The 20,016-nt window shown below is 38.8% G+C and carries 14 protein-coding genes; 11 read left to right on the top strand and 3 right to left on the bottom strand.

All coding sequences use genetic code 11. The features are described from left to right. The first annotated feature begins 495 nt into the window (after positions 1-495). The 9 genes from J5J05_RS04100 (at position 496) to J5J05_RS04060 (ending at position 12,778) form a co-directional block, all read left to right on the top strand. The gene (locus J5J05_RS04100) at positions 496-1,944 is read left to right on the top strand and encodes an ABC transporter permease (RefSeq protein ID WP_208559394.1); all 1,449 of its coding nucleotides are present in this window, start codon (positions 496-498) and stop codon (positions 1,942-1,944) included. A 19-nt stretch (positions 1,945-1,963) separates the two neighbouring features. Beyond that, entirely contained in the window at positions 1,964-3,421 is a 1,458-nt protein-coding gene (locus tag J5J05_RS04095) for an ABC transporter permease (protein ID WP_208559393.1), read from the top strand. A gap of 56 nt (positions 3,422-3,477) precedes the next feature. Beyond that, positions 3,478-5,295 (top strand): ABC transporter substrate-binding protein, encoded by a 1,818-nt coding sequence (locus J5J05_RS04090; protein ID WP_208559392.1) that lies wholly within the window; start codon positions 3,478-3,480, stop codon positions 5,293-5,295. 609 nt (positions 5,296-5,904) lie between these two features. Further along, on the top strand, positions 5,905-6,738 hold the full coding sequence (locus J5J05_RS04085; RefSeq protein WP_208559391.1) for an ABC transporter permease: 834 nt from the start codon (positions 5,905-5,907) through the stop codon (positions 6,736-6,738). Next, entirely contained in the window at positions 6,731-7,510 is a 780-nt protein-coding gene (locus tag J5J05_RS04080; RefSeq protein WP_208559390.1) for an ABC transporter permease, read from the top strand. Before J5J05_RS04085 ends, J5J05_RS04080 begins: the two co-directional genes overlap by 8 nt. Before the next feature lie 59 nt (positions 7,511-7,569). Further along, positions 7,570-8,610, top strand: a complete 1,041-nt coding sequence (locus tag J5J05_RS04075; protein ID WP_208559389.1) for an ABC transporter ATP-binding protein — start codon at positions 7,570-7,572, stop codon at positions 8,608-8,610. Positions 8,611-8,641: 31 nt separating this feature from the next. Further along, the gene (locus J5J05_RS04070; RefSeq protein WP_208559388.1) at positions 8,642-9,691 is read left to right on the top strand and encodes an ABC transporter substrate-binding protein; all 1,050 of its coding nucleotides are present in this window, start codon (positions 8,642-8,644) and stop codon (positions 9,689-9,691) included. 67 nt (positions 9,692-9,758) lie between these two features. Then, positions 9,759-11,465 (top strand): adenine deaminase C-terminal domain-containing protein, encoded by a 1,707-nt coding sequence (locus tag J5J05_RS04065; RefSeq protein WP_208559387.1) that lies wholly within the window; start codon positions 9,759-9,761, stop codon positions 11,463-11,465. After that, positions 11,462-12,778, top strand: a complete 1,317-nt coding sequence (locus J5J05_RS04060) for an amidohydrolase (RefSeq protein WP_208559386.1) — start codon at positions 11,462-11,464, stop codon at positions 12,776-12,778. Before J5J05_RS04065 ends, J5J05_RS04060 begins: the two co-directional genes overlap by 4 nt. A 61-nt stretch (positions 12,779-12,839) precedes the next feature. Here the strand turns inward: J5J05_RS04060 and J5J05_RS04055 are convergent, their stop codons facing one another. From J5J05_RS04055 to J5J05_RS04045, 3 genes are all read right to left on the bottom strand, one after another. After that, the gene (locus tag J5J05_RS04055) at positions 12,840-14,168 is read right to left on the bottom strand and encodes a 6-phospho-alpha-glucosidase (RefSeq protein WP_208559385.1); all 1,329 of its coding nucleotides are present in this window, start codon (positions 14,166-14,168) and stop codon (positions 12,840-12,842) included. Between the two features lie 28 nt (positions 14,169-14,196). After that, complete coding sequence (locus J5J05_RS04050) at positions 14,197-15,810, bottom strand: PTS transporter subunit EIIC (RefSeq protein WP_208559384.1); 1,614 nt, start codon at positions 15,808-15,810, stop codon at positions 14,197-14,199. Between the two features lie 153 nt (positions 15,811-15,963). Beyond that, complete coding sequence (locus J5J05_RS04045) at positions 15,964-16,719, bottom strand: MurR/RpiR family transcriptional regulator (RefSeq protein ID WP_208559383.1); 756 nt, start codon at positions 16,717-16,719, stop codon at positions 15,964-15,966. 325 nt (positions 16,720-17,044) lie between these two features. Between J5J05_RS04045 and gntK the strand changes: the two genes are divergently transcribed. Together gntK and J5J05_RS04035 are read left to right on the top strand one after the other, a co-directional pair. After that, positions 17,045-18,592, top strand: a complete 1,548-nt coding sequence (gntK, locus tag J5J05_RS04040; protein WP_279633288.1) for a gluconokinase — start codon at positions 17,045-17,047, stop codon at positions 18,590-18,592. 222 nt (positions 18,593-18,814) lie between these two features. Further along, positions 18,815-19,894 carry an IS30 family transposase gene (locus tag J5J05_RS04035; RefSeq protein ID WP_208559376.1) on the top strand — a complete coding sequence of 360 codons (1,080 nt, stop codon included), beginning with the start codon at positions 18,815-18,817 and terminating at the stop codon, positions 19,892-19,894. Positions 19,895-20,016: the final 122 nt, after the last annotated feature.

Raw genomic sequence — 20,016 nt, 5'->3', positions numbered from 1 at the left:
CATTCGTTTATTAAGGTTTTCTGATTAAAAATAAAAAAATGTCACTGAATGTTACTGTTTTAACTTGACGAGATATTTTCAATTTGGTATATTTGTGTTCAATCCTATTACTTTGAAAAAATAAGTTAAAAGACTGTGAAAAGAAAAGTACAGATCATGATGAATTTGCAGAGAGTCCTGTATGCTGAGAAGGGATAATGAATGATGGCTGGAAGTGCGTCTTGGAGTCGTATTGTTGAATTTTTTAGGAATTAGACAATATCGGGTAAGCCCGTTACAGCTTTACAGTATAGAAGATATTGTTTATCTAAGTACTGAATGAGATAGTGTAGAGTCACCCCAGAAATGATGGGTTTGAGCTATGCATTTCTTTAAGGTGGAACCGTAAAATGAATCATTTTGCCCTTAAATTCAGAGAATTCTGTGTTTGAGGGCTTTTTTAATGTCTTAAAATAGATCATTGCACATCATGAAGCGAGAACGGAGGGTTTCGTCATGCAAACTGAAACAATCATTAGAGAGCAACAAAATATTTTTCAAAAGACTGCTAGACAGTATGAAAAAGCCTATATGAACTGGATATATAGAATCGGTATGCTGCTAGTAGGTTTTCCTTTTCAGATACTCGTCTTTCTCGTTTTTCTCTATAAGAAATACGTGAAACACCAGAATGGGCAAGTGAGTAGTAAAGCAGAACAGTTATTAAAAGCTGAAGGATACGATCAATCCTTGAGAGAACGTTTGAGAGCGCAGGAAGAAAGTAAACAGGCTTTCTTCAATAAAAGACTGAGCGAAAAAGAAACTGAGAAAAAAGTTGATCAACTATTTGAAAAGCAATTTCAAGAAGCGGTTGATGCGCGTGCTCAAGAACTTTTTATGCAATCGGGTAGAGAAAAGATCACTTTTTTGAAACAAACAACGAACTTTATAGCAGATCCTAAGTATTTTGTACTATCTGTATTGCTAGGGTTTCCTATGTATCTTTTGCTGATGATTCATGCCTTTCCGTTTATGAAATATTTGTTTGAACGGTTACTGATGATGGTATTTGTAATCCTAGGCGTAACGGTCGTCGTCTTTACTTTACTGTATTTTTCGCCATCGGATCCTGCGCGAAATATCATTGGAGAGACGGCTACGCAAGCACAAATCGACAACTTCCGGGGGATGTATGGCTTAGACGATCCTTACATTGTCCAACTCGGTCGAACAATAAAAGGGGTTTTCAGCTTTGATCTTGGTAATGCCTATTCAGGTAATCAAGCAGTCGTTTCAACGATCATGCGACGTTTTCCTGTAACGTTAGAGCTCTCGATTTATGCCTTGATTATTGCCCTCGTCGTTGCACTACCCGCTGGTATTTATTCAGCAGTTAAAGCCAATACGACGTTTGATCATGTATTTATGTTTATTGCTTTAATTGGTCTATCTATTCCAAGTTTCTGGCAAGGATTAATTTTCATACTGACCTTTTCAATAGAACTTGGTTGGCTTCCGGCAACATATAACGCAGCCAATGCCGCCTCGTTGATTATGCCATCTGTCGTATTAGGTACCCTGTTGATGGCTTCTGTCGCTAGGATGACACGATCGTCAACCCTTGAAGTGATCAATGAAGATTATATCCTGACAGCTCGTTCAAAAGGTTTATCTAATAGGCGTGTGATTCTTAAACATGCTGTACCAAATGCATTGATTCCGATTGTGACGATCATCGGTCTTCAATTTGGCGGGGTGCTTGGCGGAGCAGCTGTTACTGAACAAGTTTTTAATATTAACGGAATCGGAAGATATATTGTGGACCGCCAATTTATACCAGATATCCCAAGTGTATTGGGTGGCGTTATCTACATCGCCATCGTTTTATCCGTTGTAAATGTCTTTGTCGATATGCTATATGCATTAATCGATCCAAGAATCCGGACAAACCTAAAACGATACTAGAGAGAGGAGACAGTTATTTTTGAAATCTTTTAAAGACACATTGGCCTATAAACAGGCAAACTTTTCTGTTGGTTTATCTCTTTTATATGCTGTCATTTTAGGATTTGCGGCAGTTGACTTCAGTACATTTACGGTACAAGTTCCGTTGTTTATATTAGCAGTCGTCAATTTGATCGCAACCGTTATACAAGTTTTACTGAATTTTAAAATAAGAAAAGATAGTCAGAAAACATTAGTCGTGAATCGAAGTAGTCGTATCATGGCAATGCTATTATTACTATCTTTGCTAGCGGGTAACTTATTTATTGCCCTTTCGTCTATGTACTTGTTGAAGAAGAAGCTAACGACGGGTTATATGTATGGTATTTATATGGTGTTGACTGATTTATTAGTCATTGGCGTTTCGGCTTTAAATTTGTTTAAAGCGTATGTAACAAATTCTTTTATACCCGCAATGCTGATTTTACTGATCATACTTGTTTTTCATACGATAGTATTAGTGACTTACGATAAGATCAGACAAACAAAACCAGCTGTTAAAAAAGGATTTCTTGTCCTATTAGCTTTAACCGTGCTGACCGGAAATCTGTTCGTTCTTTTAGTTGCTTTCTCCATGATGCAAGTAGAAGATACAGTTTCCAACAGACGAAAAGGGATCAGAGAGAAAATACTGAGAAACCAAGCATCCATGATCGGTATGCTATTTATTGTCTTTCTTGTTGCAATGTCAATTTGTAGTGTTTGGACGTTCAACTATCAATTTGCAGTCACAAATGATTATAGTGCCATATTGATATCTCCTACACTCCAGTATCCTTTTGGAACAGATAATTTTGGAAGAGATGTCTTTTCTCGGATTGTTTTCGGGGCTAGAATTTCGCTAGCTGTTGGTGTAGTAGCAACCACGATACCGTTTATTTTCGGGGGTGTTTTAGGCGCAATATCTGGTTATTTTGGGCGCCATACAGATAACTTGATCATGCGATTCTTGGATATTTTATATGCAATTCCAGGTATTTTATTGGCGATTACGATTGTTGCAGCTTTTGGTGCATCAACGACCAATCTAATTATTGCGTTAAGTATTGGCTATATTCCAAGTTATGCACGTACGATGCGAGCAAATGTCATACAAGTGACTAATTTGGAGTATGTAGAAGCGTCTAAAGCTGTAGGGAACCACAACTTTAATATTATTCGACAACATGTTATTCCTAACTCTATGGCACCAATGATTGTGCGCGCAACGCTTACGATTGGTTCTGCCATCATCGCAACAAGTAGTTTAAGTTATTTAGGACTAGGTGTAGAAAATTATATTCCCGAATGGGGAAATATCTTACGTACAGGTAGTTCTTATTTAGAAACGAAACCTTATTTGGCCATTTATCCTGGACTGGCCATTATCGCGCTTGTACTCTCCTTCAATTTTTTGGGAGACGGACTGAGAGATGCGACAGATCCAAGATTATCGTAAGTAACGTGTGACCTTATTAAAAAAATAAATATGCTCAAAGAAAAGAGGAAATAGTGATGAAGAAAAAATTATTAAGTACTGTTTTGATGCTAGGAGCCGTGGCTTTATCAGCTTGTAATATTACGACAGAAGAAGACGCCAACGGGGGCAATGCCAATACCGACCAAGAAAAAGTAGAAATCGAGTTACTAGGTGCAGCAGCAGATGAAAAAGATTTAAATATTTTGCGTGACCAGTTAACTAGAAATGGTTTCGAAGTAAATGTAAATCAACAGCCTGATTATGCAAGCTACAGAGCACAAAGAGATGCAGGAAATTTTGACGTATCGATTGCAAGTTGGACAACTGTAACAGGAAACCCGGATTACGCTGTTCGTTCTATCTTCTCAAGTGATGGAGATAGCCGTGTGATTGAGCCTAATGAAAATATCGATGCATTGATTGATGAGGCAGCTAGCCAAAATGAATCAGAATATACTGAAACGTACAACCAGCTTGAAAATGAATTAGTAACAGAAAATGCTTATATCGCAGGATTATATAACTCGCTGAAAGCACAAGCTTTCAATGAAGACCTAATCAACCCAGATACCGTTAATTTATACAAATCAAGAGCTTTTGCTTGGGAACCCGTCTCATTCAATGATACAGCAATGAATGAGTCAGAATCTTTGGTCTTGACTCAAATGGAATCTGACTTGACCTCTCTTGACCCAATTAAAGGAAACGATTCTTCTATCAACCAATTAAATACAAATATGTATGTTCGTTTAGTAAATCTAACTGAAGATGATCAAGTAACATCTGAAGCATCGTTAAGTTACAATCATGCCATTGCTAAAGGTAATTCTGATTATTACTTCATCCTAAGAGATGATATCAACTTTGCAGGTCTGGAAGATGGACAAGCCGTAGATACTGGCGAACGCGTTGGTGCTAACGATGTGATTTATTCATTAGATCGTGCAAGTGACCCCGAATCTGTACCAGATCAAAGAACGTACAGTTTACATGAGTATATTAATGAAGTGACAGCAGTGGATGATTTAAGTGAACTAGAAAATGTTGAAGTTGCAGATGGCAGCATGACTGTAAAAGAAGCACTAGAAGCAAACTTAGACACTTCGATCAACAGCTTAGTTACTGATAAAACACAAGCAGATAGTGAAGCTGGAAACTACCAAGTTGTTAAATTAACAACGACTGAGCCATTCCCTCAAGTCTTGAACTATCTTGCGCATCAATCAGCAGGTATTGTATCTGAACAACAAGTAGAGAGCGTTAATACGTATGATATCGATGATTACAATGTAGATACAGACATTGCTTATGGAGATCAACGTGCGGTAACAGAAGGCGACACTTATGATAATCACTTATATGCAAGTGGACCTTATATCATGATCGCCAAAAATGATTATGAAGCAACCTTCCAGAAAAACCCTGCTTATATGTCAGAAACTGAAAATGCAGCGAATATTGAAAATGTTACTGTACGTTTCATTGGAGACATGGATAGTGCCCTTTCTGCTTTAAGAAGTGGAGAAGTTGACTTGTTATATGGATTAAGTGAAACACAATACGAAGTAGTAGAAGGCGAAGAGAACCTAGCGTTACAAACTGGGGACAGTAATGCTGTCAGCTATTTGATTGTTAATACGACAAATGAAGATCGTAAGACTGCCGGAAGTGTAGACTTACGTAAAGCAATCGTTCACTCAATCAATCAAGAAGACTTTATCCAATCTTACGATGGACAAAAGAAAAAAGCTTTCTCTCCAGTTTCACCTTTAGTAGATACTGGAAACGTGCTTGAAGCAGATGCTGATCTTGTACAAGATCACTTGGCTAAATACTTGGAACAAGCAGAATAATTTAAATAAATTATAAGTAGCCTGACTAACTAACGTAAACAAACGTTAGTTAGTCAGGCTCTTTTTTTTGCAATTTTATTTTGAGGGATTGGCTCTTTGTTAAGTACTAGTAAGATAAAGAACTGATTCAGAAAATGTTAATACTGTAATAATGAGTAGGATTATCGTGAAATGGTATGTAGTTTTTAAAATGGAGATTGAGCATATTCTCTTTAATCGCGTAGTAGAATCGAGCGAAAGAGTGAATCGACACTTCTTTAAATGAGAGGCATTCACATTTTTCTCTCATTTAATAGTGTATACTAAATTTCGAATATAAAACGCCAATTCATTGGTGTTGAAAGTCGATTAGATAAAGTTAAAAAAAGTAGTTAGAGAAAAAATCGTTAAGAAATGTAACCGATATTATTTTAAAAAGCGAATATTAAAGATTAGAGTTTAGATTTTTATTCGTTTTTCTGTTGTCACAGCGATTGTTTTTACATATAATTCACTAGTCGATTACGATTGCTGAACATTTAAAGCACGAAATAATATAATTATTAAGTTTTGAAACATTTTTTTCATTTTAAATGTGTTTAATCTATAAAAAGAGGATGATCTACTAGCATGTCTAAAAAAACGGCCTATCTGATTTTGACCCCAGGTATCGTATTGTTACTTTTCTTTTTGATGCTACCGTTAGTATCAATCATATGGCCAACGTTTTATGATGGTGGTCTTACATTTAATAGCTATCTTGTTTTTTTCCAAGATTCATACAACTTAGCGATTCTATTTAGGACGATAAAAATCTCACTTATTGTGACGATTATTGGTATTGGCTTTGGTGTGCCAACGGCCTACTATATTGCAAATAGTCCCAAAAAATGGCGAGGACTATTGATGTCATTAACATTATTCCCGTTATTGACGAATTCAGTCGTACGCAGTTTTGCCTGGATCAACATATTAGGGAGGAACGGAATTATCAATACAGCACTACTCTCTACAGGACTCATTTCCGAACCGCTAACACTCTTGTACACCGAATTTGCCATTATCATGGGCTCCTTTTACTTATTTTTACCCGTTATGATTATCTCTCTTGTTGGAACCTTTGAGAATATCGATACAGAAATAATGGAAGCCGCTGAAACGCTCGGTGCTAATCGCTTAGCAGCGTTTGTAAAAGTTATTTTACCATTGAGTATTCCAGGGATTATTGTAGGAAGTATTTTAGTCTTTACAGGTACGTTGACTGCTTATACGACGCCACAATTACTGGGTGGCAATCGAAATATGATGATGTCGACGTTCCTGTATCAAAACGCGATGGCGTTAGGAGACTGGCAGAGCGCAAGTGTGATCGCGCTGATTATGATCGTGACTACACTACTTGTAATGAAAGGTTTTAATACAGTTGCTGCGAAATTAGATAAGCGAGGTGAAAAATATGCGTAAACAAAGAGGCTTATCAATGTTCGTGTTTTTAGTCTTTGCTTTTCTCTGCATCCCGCTATTGATTGTTACTGTAACGGCCTTTGGCGAGCAAGCTAGCATACAATTTCCAATAGAAGGCTTCACGTTCCAATGGTTCGCAAAGGTCTTTGAGATCAGTAGCTTTATGGAAAGCTTAATACTCAGTTTACAAATTTCATTTTTTGCTACGATACTGGCGCTAGCAATCGGTATACCGGCTGCTTACGCTTTGGCACGTCGCCAAACAGCTAAAACAGCATTACTGAAAAGTTTCTTTTTATCACCGACCATTGTACCTGGAGTAGTCGTCGGCTATGCCCTGTTTCAATTTATCGTTGTACAATTAGAGTTGCCTGTATACCAAGGGTTGTTGTTGGGACACTTTTTAATCAGTCTTCCGTATGTGATTCGTGTAGTCGGATCTAGTTTGGAACAACTTGATTTTTCAATTGAAGAAGTAGCATGGACACTAGGCTGTACAAAACTCGCAGCATTCATTCGTATTATTATTCCGAATATCACATCAGGCATTTTCGCTTCCTTCATGTTGGCGTTTATCAATTCCTTTAACAATATTCCTGTTTCTCAATTTTTATCAGGACCGGGTGTAGCAACATTGCCAACGATATTAATGAACTATATTGAGTATAATTATGATCCGACTGTTTCTGCTTTGTCCGTATTATTGATGCTCGGAACGATTCTTCTCATGTTTTTGATTGAAAAAACATTAGGTCTAGCAAGTGTGACATAGGAAAAGAAAGAGGCAATAAAAGCAATGGTTTTTAAGTTTAAAGGAGGAAGTAGAAAGCTATGTCATTTGTTGACTTGGAAGATATTCGCGTTTCATACGACGGAAAAAATAATATTTTAAAAAATTTGAATTTATCGATCGAAGAAGGACAACTCGTATCACTCCTTGGACCGTCGGGGTGTGGGAAAACAACTACCTTAAGAGTAATCGCAGGGCTGATCGAACCCAATGATGGACAGTTTAAAGTAGAAGATAAGGATCTTACGAAAGTACCGGTGCACAAAAGAAACTTTGGTATGGTATTTCAAAGCTATGCATTGTTCCCCCATCTAACCATAAAAGATAACGTAGGATTCGGATTGAAACTACGTAAAGAATCAAAAGCGACTATTCATACAAAAGTAATGGAGATGTTAGAAGTAACAGGACTGGCAGATTATGCGGATCGTTATCCTAAACAACTTTCTGGTGGACAGAGACAGCGTGTAGCATTAGCACGTGCCCTAGTGATCGAACCTAAATTATTACTATTGGATGAACCGCTAAGTAATTTAGATGCAAAATTGAGAATCAATATGCGACTAGAAATCAAAAAAATTCAGCAGCGATTAGGGATCACTTCTGTTTTTGTTACACATGATCAAGAAGAATGTTTCTCGATCTCAGATAAAGTAGCTGTAATGAATCAAGGGGTCATCGAACAATTTGATTCACCAGAAGTGATTTACAATTATCCTAAAACAGAATTCATTGCTCGTTTTATCGGTTTCGAAAACTTTTTCGATTTAACGCATATAGAAGATAGAACATACGTAACATCAGACGGCACCCAGTTCATCACTGGACGTTCTTGGGAACCGACAAAAAAAGTGGGGACGATACGTCCGGAAGATATCGAACTTATTAAGGATCATGATTATCCAGAAGACAATACCATTACGGGTACAGTGAAAGTACGCACTTTTTTAGGAAAAAGTTACCAGTATGAAGTAGATACATCACTTGGAAAAATATTGGTACAAGATAATAGTGGTGTAGCGTATGAAGCTGGAGATAAAGTAAATCTTTACATTCCAGAAGAGAAATTGATTTTAGTGTAAGACCATTTCAAATAAAAAGGGGATCAATAAAATGAATAAAAAGCTTCAGTTATTAGGGGTATCTTTGTTAAGTACAGCAGTATTGGCTGCTTGTGGTAGTGATGAATCAGGAGAAGGTAAACAAGAACTTGTTATTTCAACTTTTGGACTAAGTGAAGATGTTATGCAAGAAGATATCTTTGCCCCATTTGAAGAAGAGCATAACGTGGATATCGTCGTTGAAACGGGGACAAGCTCAGAAAGATATACAAAGTTTGCCAGTAATAACAATTCAAGTATCGATATTTTAGATATTTCTCAATCAAACGCAGCGAAGGGCGTTGAGGAAGGCTTATTTGAAACATTAGATGCAACAAAAGTACCCAATATGGATAACTTGATCAGTAGTGCGAAAGAACTTTCAGCAGATGGTTCTGGACCAGCTTATACGGTGAACAGTATCGGTATTATCTATGATGAAGAGGCTGCAGGTATGAAAATCGAAGAATGGTCTGATTTATGGGATCCTGCATTAGAAGGAAAGATTTCGGTACCAGATATTTCAACGACTTTCGGTCCGGCGATGTTACATGTAGCTAGTGATTATAAAGGTGTGGACATCAAAGAAGATGACGGGGCCGCTGCACTTGAGGGCATCCAAGAACTAGCCCCAAATATTGTCAAAACCTATAGTAAATCATCTGACTTAGTTAATATGTTCAATTCAGGCGAAATTGTTGCCGCGGTTGTTGGTGACTTTGCAGTTCCAATCATTTCTGAATCGAACACAGCTGTTCAGTATATGGTGCCGGAATCTGGCACATACGGAAACTTTAATACAGTGAATGTAAATGCAAATACTGAAAACAAAGAATTAGCCTATGCTTTTATTGATTGGAGAATCAGTCAAGAATTACAAGAAGTAACTGCTGAATCATTGAATGAAGCGCCAACCAACGAAAATGTTGAACTAAGTGAAGCGGTCGCTGCGAACAAGACTTACGGCGATATTGCAGAGCGCACTCAGCCGATTGATTATACGTATGTAAATGCGCATTTAGAAGATTGGATCAATGAATGGAACAGAACGATCAATCAATAATGCGATTGAGAAGTGGCGGTTGGGACAAATGTTCCAACCGTTTTTTTCATTAAAGGGAGTGTAAATAATGATCGTAGACCTGATCGTCAAAAATGCAAATGTATATAATAGTTATCTGAAAACATTTGAACAAAAAGATGTGGCAATTATTGGAGAAAAGTTTTTTTACATCGGAGAAGATACGGTGAATGTCTTGGATACTGTTCAAGAAATCGATGCTAGTGGGCAGTATATGATTCCTGGCCTGATTGATATCCATATGCATATTGAAAGTTCAATGACTTCGCCTGCCATCTTTTCTGGAGCAGGATTAGCCCATGGTGTAACAACGGTTGTTGCTGATGCTCATGAAATCGCGAACGTCTTCGGTTTGGAGGGAATTCAAGCATTTTTAAAGGAAGAAACGATCATGGATATCTTTTATGCCATCCCTTCATCGGTTCCTTCAACAACAAAGGCAATGGAGACAACTGGCGGAACCGTTGGAATAGAAGAGATAAGAGCGCTACTGACTTCTTCTCGTGTAATTGCCTTAGGAGAAGCGATGAACTTCAAAGGCATCGTTAGTGAACCAGATTCGCTGATCCGTCAAATTTTGAATGAAATCCAACAGACTCGGCCATTTTCGCCGATTGAAGGACATGTGCCTCGTGTGACTGGAATGGATTTAGCGAAGTTTCAATATGCAGGAATCACATCTGACCACACTCAACAAACACCAGCATCTATTTATGAAAAGATCAGTAGTGGCTTATTTATTGAGCTACAAAAAAAGTCGATTCATTCGGATAACATCGCGATGATTGAAAAATATCACTTTCATGAATACGTGGCATTAGTAACGGATGACGTTATCGCAGATGACTTACTGACCGGTCATTTAGATGAACTGGTTAGATTAGCTGTAAAGGCTAGTATGTCCATTGAACAAGCCATCTATATCAGTACATTCACAGCTGCTCGACGGATGGGTTTCCAAGATCGTGGCGCGATTTCTCCAGGGTTAAAAGCAGATTTTATCTTATTAGATAATTTGGAAAAGTTGATGATTTCAACAGTCTATAAAAATGGAACCGTACAGCATCAAAAAGGGGAATCTTTCAGCTATCCGAAAGAAAAACCAGTTTTTCCAGCGCAATTTTACCAGTCAGTCAACTGTAAAAAACTTGAAACACAAGACTTAGTCCTAAGGGCAAGCGGGGAAGAAGCTTTATGTAATGTTATGCGTATCCAAGAAGTCGGGACATTTACTGAGCATGTCCAACGAACGATTCCCATTCGAGAAGGCCAACTGGATTGGGCATCTTGTGGCTTAGCGCTGATTGTCGTGATGGAAAGATATGGAAAAGGTGGACACATGAGCTTTGGTCTAGTAGAAAATGCATTAGTTGGAAAAGGTGCGATTGCAACGACGTGGGCGCATGATCATCATAACTTGATGGTTATGGGGACGACAGTGGAAGATATCGTAGCAGCTCAACAGTCGATTCTAGACATGCAAGGTGGCTATGTTGTCATGAAAGAGGGAAAGTTGACCGGAAGCTGTCCACTTCCCATTGGCGGCATCATTACAGATGTGCCCATTGAGGTATCGGGAAAAGCATTAAAAAAAGTTCGGCAAGCAATGAATGACGTGGGCTATGTGAATACAAATGAGATTATGTCATTTTCGACATTGTCGTTGCCGGTCTCTCCCGTACTTAAAATCACTGATCGAGGACTATTTGATGTACGAACACAAGCGAATATACCGTTAATCGAGGAGATAAAATGAGTACATTAATTAAGAACATACACATTCTGACAATGGATGAAGAAAAAACAACCTATCCAGATGGCTATATATTAATAGAAGGTAGTGACATTTCATCAATTGGTCATATGAAAGATCTGCCTGAAAAGGTGAAGGCAACGGAAGTGATTGATGGTAAACAAGCCATTGCTATGCCTGGTATGATCAATACACATACCCACATAGGGATGATTCCTTTTCGTTCTCTTGGAGATGACTATCCAGATCGGTTGCGTCGTTTTCTTTTTCCTTTAGAGAATGAATGCATGACAGAATCGTTAGCCTACCACAGTGGGAAATATGCAATTGCAGAAATGCAGTTAGCGGGTGTTACCACGTTTATGGATATGTATTACTTTGAAGATGCCGTAGCTAAAGCGACGGACGAAATGGGTTCTCGGGCAATTTTAGGTGAGACAGTCATTGATTTTCCAACGTGTGACACGACGGAAGCTTATGGTGGACTAGATTACGCACGACAGTTTATCCCAAAATGGCTTAATCATGAGCTGATCACGCCAGCGATTGCACCACACGCTACAAATACGAATAGTCCAGAAAAATTAAAAGAAGCGGCCCGATTAGCTGAATACTATCAAGTACCGATCACCATGCATGTAGCAGAAATGGATTATGAAATGGCCTATTTCCAGGAACAAAATAATCTAACGCCTGTAGGCTTTCTAGCTGACATTGGGATATTAAGCGAGCGGTTAGTGGCAGCGCATTGTATCCATTTGAGCGATGAAGACATCCATATTTTGAAAAAATATAACGTTAAAGTAGCCCATTGTATTGGCGCAAATACGAAATCTGCAAAAGGTGTCGCACGAGTAGCCGATTTATTAAAAAGCGAGATTCCAGTTGGATTAGGCACAGACGGTCCCAGTAGTGGAAATACGTTGGATTTATTCACCCAGATGAAATTGTTTGCGAATTTCCATAAGACGAATCTAAAAGATAGAGCGGCTTTTCCAGCAGTAGAAATCGTAGAACGCGCTACGATGGGAGGCGCAAAGGTATTAGGATTAGAGGATAAAGTGGGATCACTTGAGATTGGGAAAAAAGCTGATATCGTTTTGGTAGAAACGGATTCGGTAAATATGTTTCCGATATTTGATCCTTATGCTGCATTGGTTTATTCAGCAAATGCTAGCAACGTTCAAGATGTTTTCATTAATGGTCAAAGAAAAGTCAAACAGAAGCAATTGAATCAAGAAAATCTGAAGGACTTACGGCGAAATTTATCAGAGCAGATGGCAGCATTCGCTACGAGTGCAAAGAAACGTCTTTAAATATAAAAAATCCTGTATCCGCTTAGTGGATACAGGATTTATTTTTTTCATATTTGAGGCATTATGATAATACTGGCCAGAAATCTTTATTCGCTTCAATCAAATCATCAAGTAACGCTTTTGCGACCCCAGCACTTGGAACAGTCTTAGACAAGGTCAATGCTTGCCATAATTTCAAGTAATTACCTTCGATATAAGCCTCGACAACCATTTTTTCTACAGTGACTTGTTGATACATCAATGTTTTTTCAAATTCTGGAATCTTACCTTGCGCAAGTGGTTCAGGACCGTCAACACCGACAAGACAAGGGACTTCAACCATTGTATCGTCAGGGAAATTAGCAATCGCGCCATTATTTTCAACGATCATCAGCATTCTTTCATGCGTGTTGAAGGCAATGGCACGGGCAAGGTCAACGATAAAGGAAGCATGACTATCAATATGAAACTCATCGCCAGCGGCTGTTCCTTTTTCAGTGATCGTACGGGCAGCGTCAAAGACTTCTTTTTCACGGCCATTCATTACTTCGTTGGCACGTGTATAGGAACAATCAGCATGACTGACTTCATCATCTGGATAGAGATAGTACTTCAAATAGGTATTTGGAAGGTATCTTGGATTGACAGCCAGTAAGTCTTTCGCTTTTTTATGCGTTTGTTGCCAGCTTGGATCAGTATGCTGCGTTTCCACTTCTACAGAAGTCAGGTAACCATTTTCTGCAACGTAATCACGTATTTGATCAAGATATTCGTGACCACTTTTATCTTTGATACTTGTCCACCAGCCAAAGTGATTTAAGCCAAAGTAGCGTACTTCCAGTTCATCAGGCGTTCTACCAATAATTTGAGACATTCTTCTAAGGGTCCCAACAGGCATATCACAGATATTTAATACTTTGGAATCAGGACGCATGACACGACAAGCTTCCGCAACGATTGCAGCAGGATTTGAATAATTGAGCATCCAGCAGTCGGGAGAATAGGTTTCCATCAGATCAATCAATTCAATCATGCCACCGATACTTCTCAATCCGTATGCGATTCCACCAGGACCACAAGTTTCTTGACCGATAACCCCGTGATTTAAAGGGATTTTTTCATCTTGTTCCCTCATCGCATATTTCCCTACGCGAATATGGGCCATACAGAAATCAACATCTGTAAAAGCTTCTTCTGGATCTGTAGTGAAAGAAAAATCAATATCAGGTGCTTGTTCTTTCATCAAAATAGCGAGAGCTTTTCCTAAGGTTGCTTGTCTTTCCTCATCGTTGTCGTATAACTTCAACGTTCGTAAGGGGAAACGATCTAGATTCTCTAACAACATTCGAACGATTCCGGGTGTAAAGGTACTACCGCCACCAGCAATAACGACTGAAAACTTTTTATCCATTTTATCTTTCTCCTTTATCGGTTAAATTTTACTCTTCTGGGTCACGACCAAGATACTGTTCAACAGATCTTCGTACGCTCGTTACTTGCAGGCCATAAACGACTTGCACGTTATGATCTTTCACAATGACACCACTTGCGCCGGTATCAGCACGAAGTGTTTGTTCGTCGACTAATCCTGGATCTTTCAAGGTTAATCTTAGTCGGGTATAACAGTTTGTAATAGTATCGATATTTTCGGGGCCACCGAGTGCTTGAACAATCAAAGGTGCTGCACCGGCTTCTTTTTCAGTCTCTCTGTCTCCAGTGATAGAATCAACTAATTGGCCAGATTTAGCTGCATGGTAGTCTTTCTTAGAGTATAGTTTTGTTTCTTGTGTGGCTTCTTCTCGTCCAATCGTCCTGAAATTGAATTTAGTAATCAAGAAGCGGAAGAGCAAATAATAAAGAACGAAGTAGATAACGCCGACTAAAATGAACAAGGGCCATCGGGTGCGTTCGATACCAAGCGGTAAATTGTAAAGTAAGAAATCAATAAACCCATTAGGACCAATGGCTCTAACGCTCAGTAAATTTAATGTGACCATACTCAATCCACTCAAAACTGCGTGGACAACGAATAAGGCAGGCGCGATAAACATAAAAGAAAATTCAATCGGTTCTGTTACACCGGCAATAAAAGAAGTGAAGACAGCTGGGATTAGAATCGCTTTTGCTTTCGCTTTGTTTTCTGGTTTCGCGGTATGATACATCGCCAAGCAAGCACCGACGAGACCAAACATCTTCGAGATCCCACGCGCATCCCAGATCACACTTTCAGAAAGTACACGGATAGAAGGATCTGCCATCTCAGCAAAATAAATATTACGTGCGCCTTCAAAAACTTCTCCACCAACTTCGGCTACACCACCCAGTGATGTATATAAGAAAGGCGTGTAAATCAGGTGATGCAGTCCAGTTGGGATGAGTAATCGTTCAAGTGTACCGTACAGGAATAAACCGAAGTTTCCAGTTTGATTGATGAACGATCCTGTCGAATCAATACCTGACTGAATGACCGGCCATACATAACTCATTAAAATAGCCGATAAAACAACTACAGGAATCAACACAATAAAGACAAAACGCGATCCACCATAGATCTGTAAGGCATTATCAAATTCTTTATCAGCAAATTTATTGTGGATAAGGGCTGTGGCAACACCAAGAATAATACCTAAGAATACCCCCATATCTAATACCTGAACACCAAGAACCATTGCTTGACCAGACCCTCTTAATAATTCAGGATCGACAAGTAGTTCATTAAAAGATAGGAAATTATTCATTGCGTAAATAAATACTAAGAAGCCTAAAAGTGCCGTGAACCCAGCTTCTGCTTTTTTCTTGTCAGCTAATCCAGTAGCAATACCCACACAGAAAATCAGTCCAAGGTTTGTTAATATCGAGACAAGTGAACCGGATAGAACTGAACCGAACCCCATCGTGATCGGATTATCTAAAAAAGGAAAGGTTTCAATCAATTGTGCATTCGTAAAAAGATTGCCAATCGCAATCAGTAAACCGGCAATTGGTAAAATCAATACAGGGATAAACATCGCTTTTGCAAAACGCTGCATCCCATTCATCAGTTTGTCTTTCATCGTTTTCCTCCAAACTATTTTTGTACTATAAAATCTATTAAAATAAGAGCGAGTTGTGTTAGTCGTAGTATAACGTGTAAGCGGTTTTAATGTTGAAGATTTACATACAAAGAAACGTGTTTCCAGATTAAGAAACACGTTTCAGTCATTTATTCAGTCATTTGATTGATTTAAATAATGTTCAACGATTGCTTCAAAAGAAAGCAATACGCCGGGAAAAAATAAATTAGGCAACATATTTCGGTCATCTAATTTGTGAAAGTCATAAATCTGAATATTTAAATCAGATAACAGACCCATACGATTCTCGACTTCTCGTGTGAACGATACGGTATAAATACCTGCTTCTTTTGCAGTCTGCAACTTCTGATAGACTTGTTTCGTCTCACCTGACTTTGAAACAACAATCATTGCACCAATATCTTCCAAATTATTTTCAAAGACACCAATGGAATCAGAACCACTAGCTAAAATCTCTTTTCGACCCAAAACGAGTAATTTCTTATAAATGTACTCTGCCGTAATTTGTGAGAATCCGGTCGCATAAATAAAGATATATTGTTGCTTTAGGAGGAGTACATTATCAATAAAGGCTTGCGTGGTTTCGGATGAACAATTTGGAATAAGCCTTGGTAATGCAATATTTAAAATGTTTTCTTTATAATCAACATCAATAGATTCGGCTTTTTTGATTATCGGCAAAAGAGAATAATACATATCCGTGAACCCACTGTATCCTAGTTTTTTTGAAAGCCGAATAATAGATGCGGGCGACGTAAAGGTTGCCTTTGCGACTGCTCGAACGCCCATTTCTTGAACCGCGTCGATATGCGCTATGAAGTACTGCAAGACATTCTCTTCAAGTGATGTCAGCTGTTTATCGTTTATTAGCTTATTAAGATCAATCATCAGTGCGCTCCTTTATCTTCAAATTAGATTTATGTATTTAGAAAAGAAACGGTACGACACTACCTTCTAACATTTATTATAAGTAGAAATAAAGAGAAAGAAAATAGATTTAAATTTTTTACTTCTCATCATACAACCGTCAGCTATTATTGAAAGGATTTAAAATGAATTGACTAAACTATTTGCTTAAATTAGTCTAGTAGACACTCTGTAGAACAGTACAATTGAAAGCGTATGAGACTAGATTTGTATTCCGATGAAATCAGGGTTATAGTTATGCTTGAGATCAATCGTTAAAACGGTTGAATAAGAGCTGGAAAGGAACATGATTGTGAACACATATATGCTGGGTGTCGATTTAGGAACAACAAGTACAAAAGCTGTCTTGTTTGATCGTAACGGCCACGTAAAAAGTCAGTCAACGATAGAATACCCATTAAACGTACCGGAACCAGGTGCCGCTGTGCAAGATCCAGATGAAATATTAACAGCGGTAAAGCAATCAATCAAAGCAGCAATAGACAAGAGTAAGATTTCGAAAGAGGAACTAAAGCTTATTTCGTTCAGCGCAGCGATGCACAGTTTGATTGCGATAGATGAGGATGGCAAGCCGTTAACACCTTCTATCACATGGGCTGATCAACGGAGTGAACCTTATGCGGCTGAAATCAAAAAACAAACAGGATTAGAACTATATAAAAAAACGGGTACACCGATTCACCCAATGTCACCCTTGAGCAATATCTTATGGATCAGAAAAGATCAACCAGCCCTTTTTAATAAAACAGCCAAGTTTATTGGTATTAAAGAGTATGTATTTAACGCCTTTTTCAATGAATACGTTGTTGATCATTCGATTGCTTCTGCGACCGGTCTTTTAAATATTTATGATTTGGATTGGGATAAAGAAGCCTTGGAGATTGCAGGGATTACAACTGGAAAATTGTCGAGACTTGTTCCGACAACAACATCGTTCAAAGGAATAGCGCCCTCCTTAGCAGCAGAAATGGGCATTGATGCAAACGTCCCTTTTATTATTGGGGCGAATGATGGTTGTCTTGCTAACTTGGGTGTGGATGCAGTCATGCCAGGAGAAGTCGCAATCACGATCGGCACAAGCGGTGCAATCAGAACTGTCACAGATAAACCTGTTACGGACGAAAAAGGCCGTACATTCTGCTATGCATTAACTGAAAACCACTGGGTCATTGGTGGTCCCGTTAATAACGGTGGACTAGTATTGAGGTGGTTGAGAGATGAGCTTTGTGCGGAAGAAGTGAAGTTAGCTAAGGAACAAAACAAAAATCCTTACGACTTGATTACAGAACGCATCGACCAAGTGCCTGCTGGCTCTGAAGGGCTGTTATTTCATCCCTATTTATCAGGAGAACGAGCGCCTTCTTGGAATGCAGATGCTAGGGGATCTTTTTTTGGCTTGGCCATACATCATCAGCGAGATCACATGATGCGTGCTGTCTTAGAAGGCATCAACATGAATATGTACATGGTTCTCTTGGCATTAGAAGAATTGATTGGTAGACCTAAAGAAGTTCGGGCTACAGGTGGCTTTGCGCATTCCAAAGTTTGGAGACAGATGGTCGCGGATATTTTTGGACACGAAGTTCACGTTCCAGAAACAGTGGAAAGTGCGTGCTTAGGTGCAGCCATTCTTGGATTATTTGCACTCGGAGAAATCGATGAGCTTACAGAAGTTAAAAAAATGGTACAGACAAGAACGGTCAACTATCCAGATGCTAGAAAAGGCTTGGTATATAAAGAACTCATCCCTATATTCATTCGGATGAGTCGGTTATATGAAAAAGAATACCAATCGATTGTAGACTTTCAGAAGAAACATACGAGCAAAGAATAGGCTACCGATCAGTGTATGGCTTGTTCAAAAAAGAGACGATCATTCGCGAGACTTCTCGGTAGAGATTGTCTCTTTTTTGTCTATAAAATTATGTATGAAAAAGAAAACGCTGGATTTTATAATGAAGTTAGCCACTTAGGCTAACCCATAAAAAAACGCCATGCGAATTTCATGTTATATTGAAGTTATACCACTAACTCTCAATAGACAGGATGAATTCACATGACGCACTCTAACAATAACACAACAGCACGTAAGGGAAAACACTTATCTTATTCAGAACGATCTCAAATCGCTATTTTAAAGACCGAGAACTACTCCAATCGCGGGATTGCAAAAGCTCTGGGACGTGTCCCACAAACGATTAATAGCGAGATTCATCGTGGAACGATTACTCAACTTAAACGTCAAAAGCAAAACGATAAAGTATATGACTACTATTCGACTAACTACGATCCTAATGCCGGACAAGCAGCTTATGATAGGCTTCAATTGAACTGCGGCCGTCGGCCAAAATGGGCTGATTCGGATGCATTTATTGAGTGGGCAGATGATAAACTGTTACGGGAAAAGTGGTCTCCAGATGTAGTCGTTGGGTTTGCTACGACACACGACTTATTTGATCCGTCTATTATTCCTTGTACAACGACCCTTTATGGATGGATTGACAAAGGTATCATGAGAACCAAGAATATGGATCTACTTGAAAAACTGTCGCGTAAACCAAAGGACACTTCTTATAGAAGTAGGATAAATAAGCGGATTTTAGGCCAATCCATTGAACAGAGGCCTGAAGAAGTTGATAATCGACAGACCTTTGGCCATTGGGAAATCGATACCGTTGTCGGAAACAAAGCGAAAACCGATTCGGTTTTATTGACGTTAGTTGAACGCCAAACCCGTTTTGAGATCATACTTAAACTCAAGGGGAAAGATAAAGAGTCCGTTGATCAGGCAATCAGTCAATTACGACATCGAGCCGGTGACACGTTCTCTAAAGTATTTAAGACCATTACCTCTGATAATGGATCTGAGTTTGCCGGCCTTCATAAGGCACTTCAAGAGACTCTTGATGTGTACTTCAGTCATCCTTATGCTTCGTGGGAGAGAGGAACGAGCGAGAACCAACATAAGTTTATTCGCCGATTTATTCCAAAAGGAAAAGCCATCGGTCAATTGAGTGAGACAGAATACTTGAGAATCCAGCAATGGATGAATGACTATCCTCGAAAAATACTTGGCTATAAAACTCCACATGACTGTTTTGCTCGTGCTCTACGCTCTTTATTCCAAATAGCCTAAGCACGTTAGTGCTTTCCAAATGACGACTGACTTCTTCTAATAACAATAACTAATTGAACAACTGACAATTAAGCGGATATATACTTGGAAACTAGGTGGCTAACTTAGACTTGAAATTTACG

This window comes from Marinilactibacillus kalidii (assembly GCF_017599325.1).
GTDB classification, from domain to species: Bacteria; Bacillota; Bacilli; order Lactobacillales; family Carnobacteriaceae_A; genus Marinilactibacillus; species Marinilactibacillus kalidii.
Note: the sequence above shows the minus strand (reverse complement) of the source record. Positions and strands in the feature narration are given on the sequence as shown.

Coding starts and splice junctions, on each gene's coding strand:
- J5J05_RS04075 (WP_208559389.1), top strand. CDS start 7,570: ATGTCATTTGTTGACTTGGAAGATATTCGCGTTTCATACGACGGAAAA.
- J5J05_RS04070 (WP_208559388.1), top strand. CDS start 8,642: ATGAATAAAAAGCTTCAGTTATTAGGGGTATCTTTGTTAAGTACAGCA.
- J5J05_RS04065 (WP_208559387.1), top strand. CDS start 9,759: ATGATCGTAGACCTGATCGTCAAAAATGCAAATGTATATAATAGTTAT.
- J5J05_RS04045 (WP_208559383.1), bottom strand. CDS start 16,719: ATGATTGATCTTAATAAGCTAATAAACGATAAACAGCTGACATCACTT.
- J5J05_RS04055 (WP_208559385.1), bottom strand. CDS start 14,168: ATGGATAAAAAGTTTTCAGTCGTTATTGCTGGTGGCGGTAGTACCTTT.
- J5J05_RS04080 (WP_208559390.1), top strand. CDS start 6,731: ATGCGTAAACAAAGAGGCTTATCAATGTTCGTGTTTTTAGTCTTTGCT.
- J5J05_RS04035 (WP_208559376.1), top strand. CDS start 18,815: ATGACGCACTCTAACAATAACACAACAGCACGTAAGGGAAAACACTTA.
- J5J05_RS04060 (WP_208559386.1), top strand. CDS start 11,462: ATGAGTACATTAATTAAGAACATACACATTCTGACAATGGATGAAGAA.
- J5J05_RS04090 (WP_208559392.1), top strand. CDS start 3,478: ATGAAGAAAAAATTATTAAGTACTGTTTTGATGCTAGGAGCCGTGGCT.
- J5J05_RS04100 (WP_208559394.1), top strand. CDS start 496: ATGCAAACTGAAACAATCATTAGAGAGCAACAAAATATTTTTCAAAAG.
- gntK (WP_279633288.1), top strand. CDS start 17,045: ATGATTGTGAACACATATATGCTGGGTGTCGATTTAGGAACAACAAGT.
- J5J05_RS04085 (WP_208559391.1), top strand. CDS start 5,905: ATGTCTAAAAAAACGGCCTATCTGATTTTGACCCCAGGTATCGTATTG.
- J5J05_RS04050 (WP_208559384.1), bottom strand. CDS start 15,810: ATGAAAGACAAACTGATGAATGGGATGCAGCGTTTTGCAAAAGCGATG.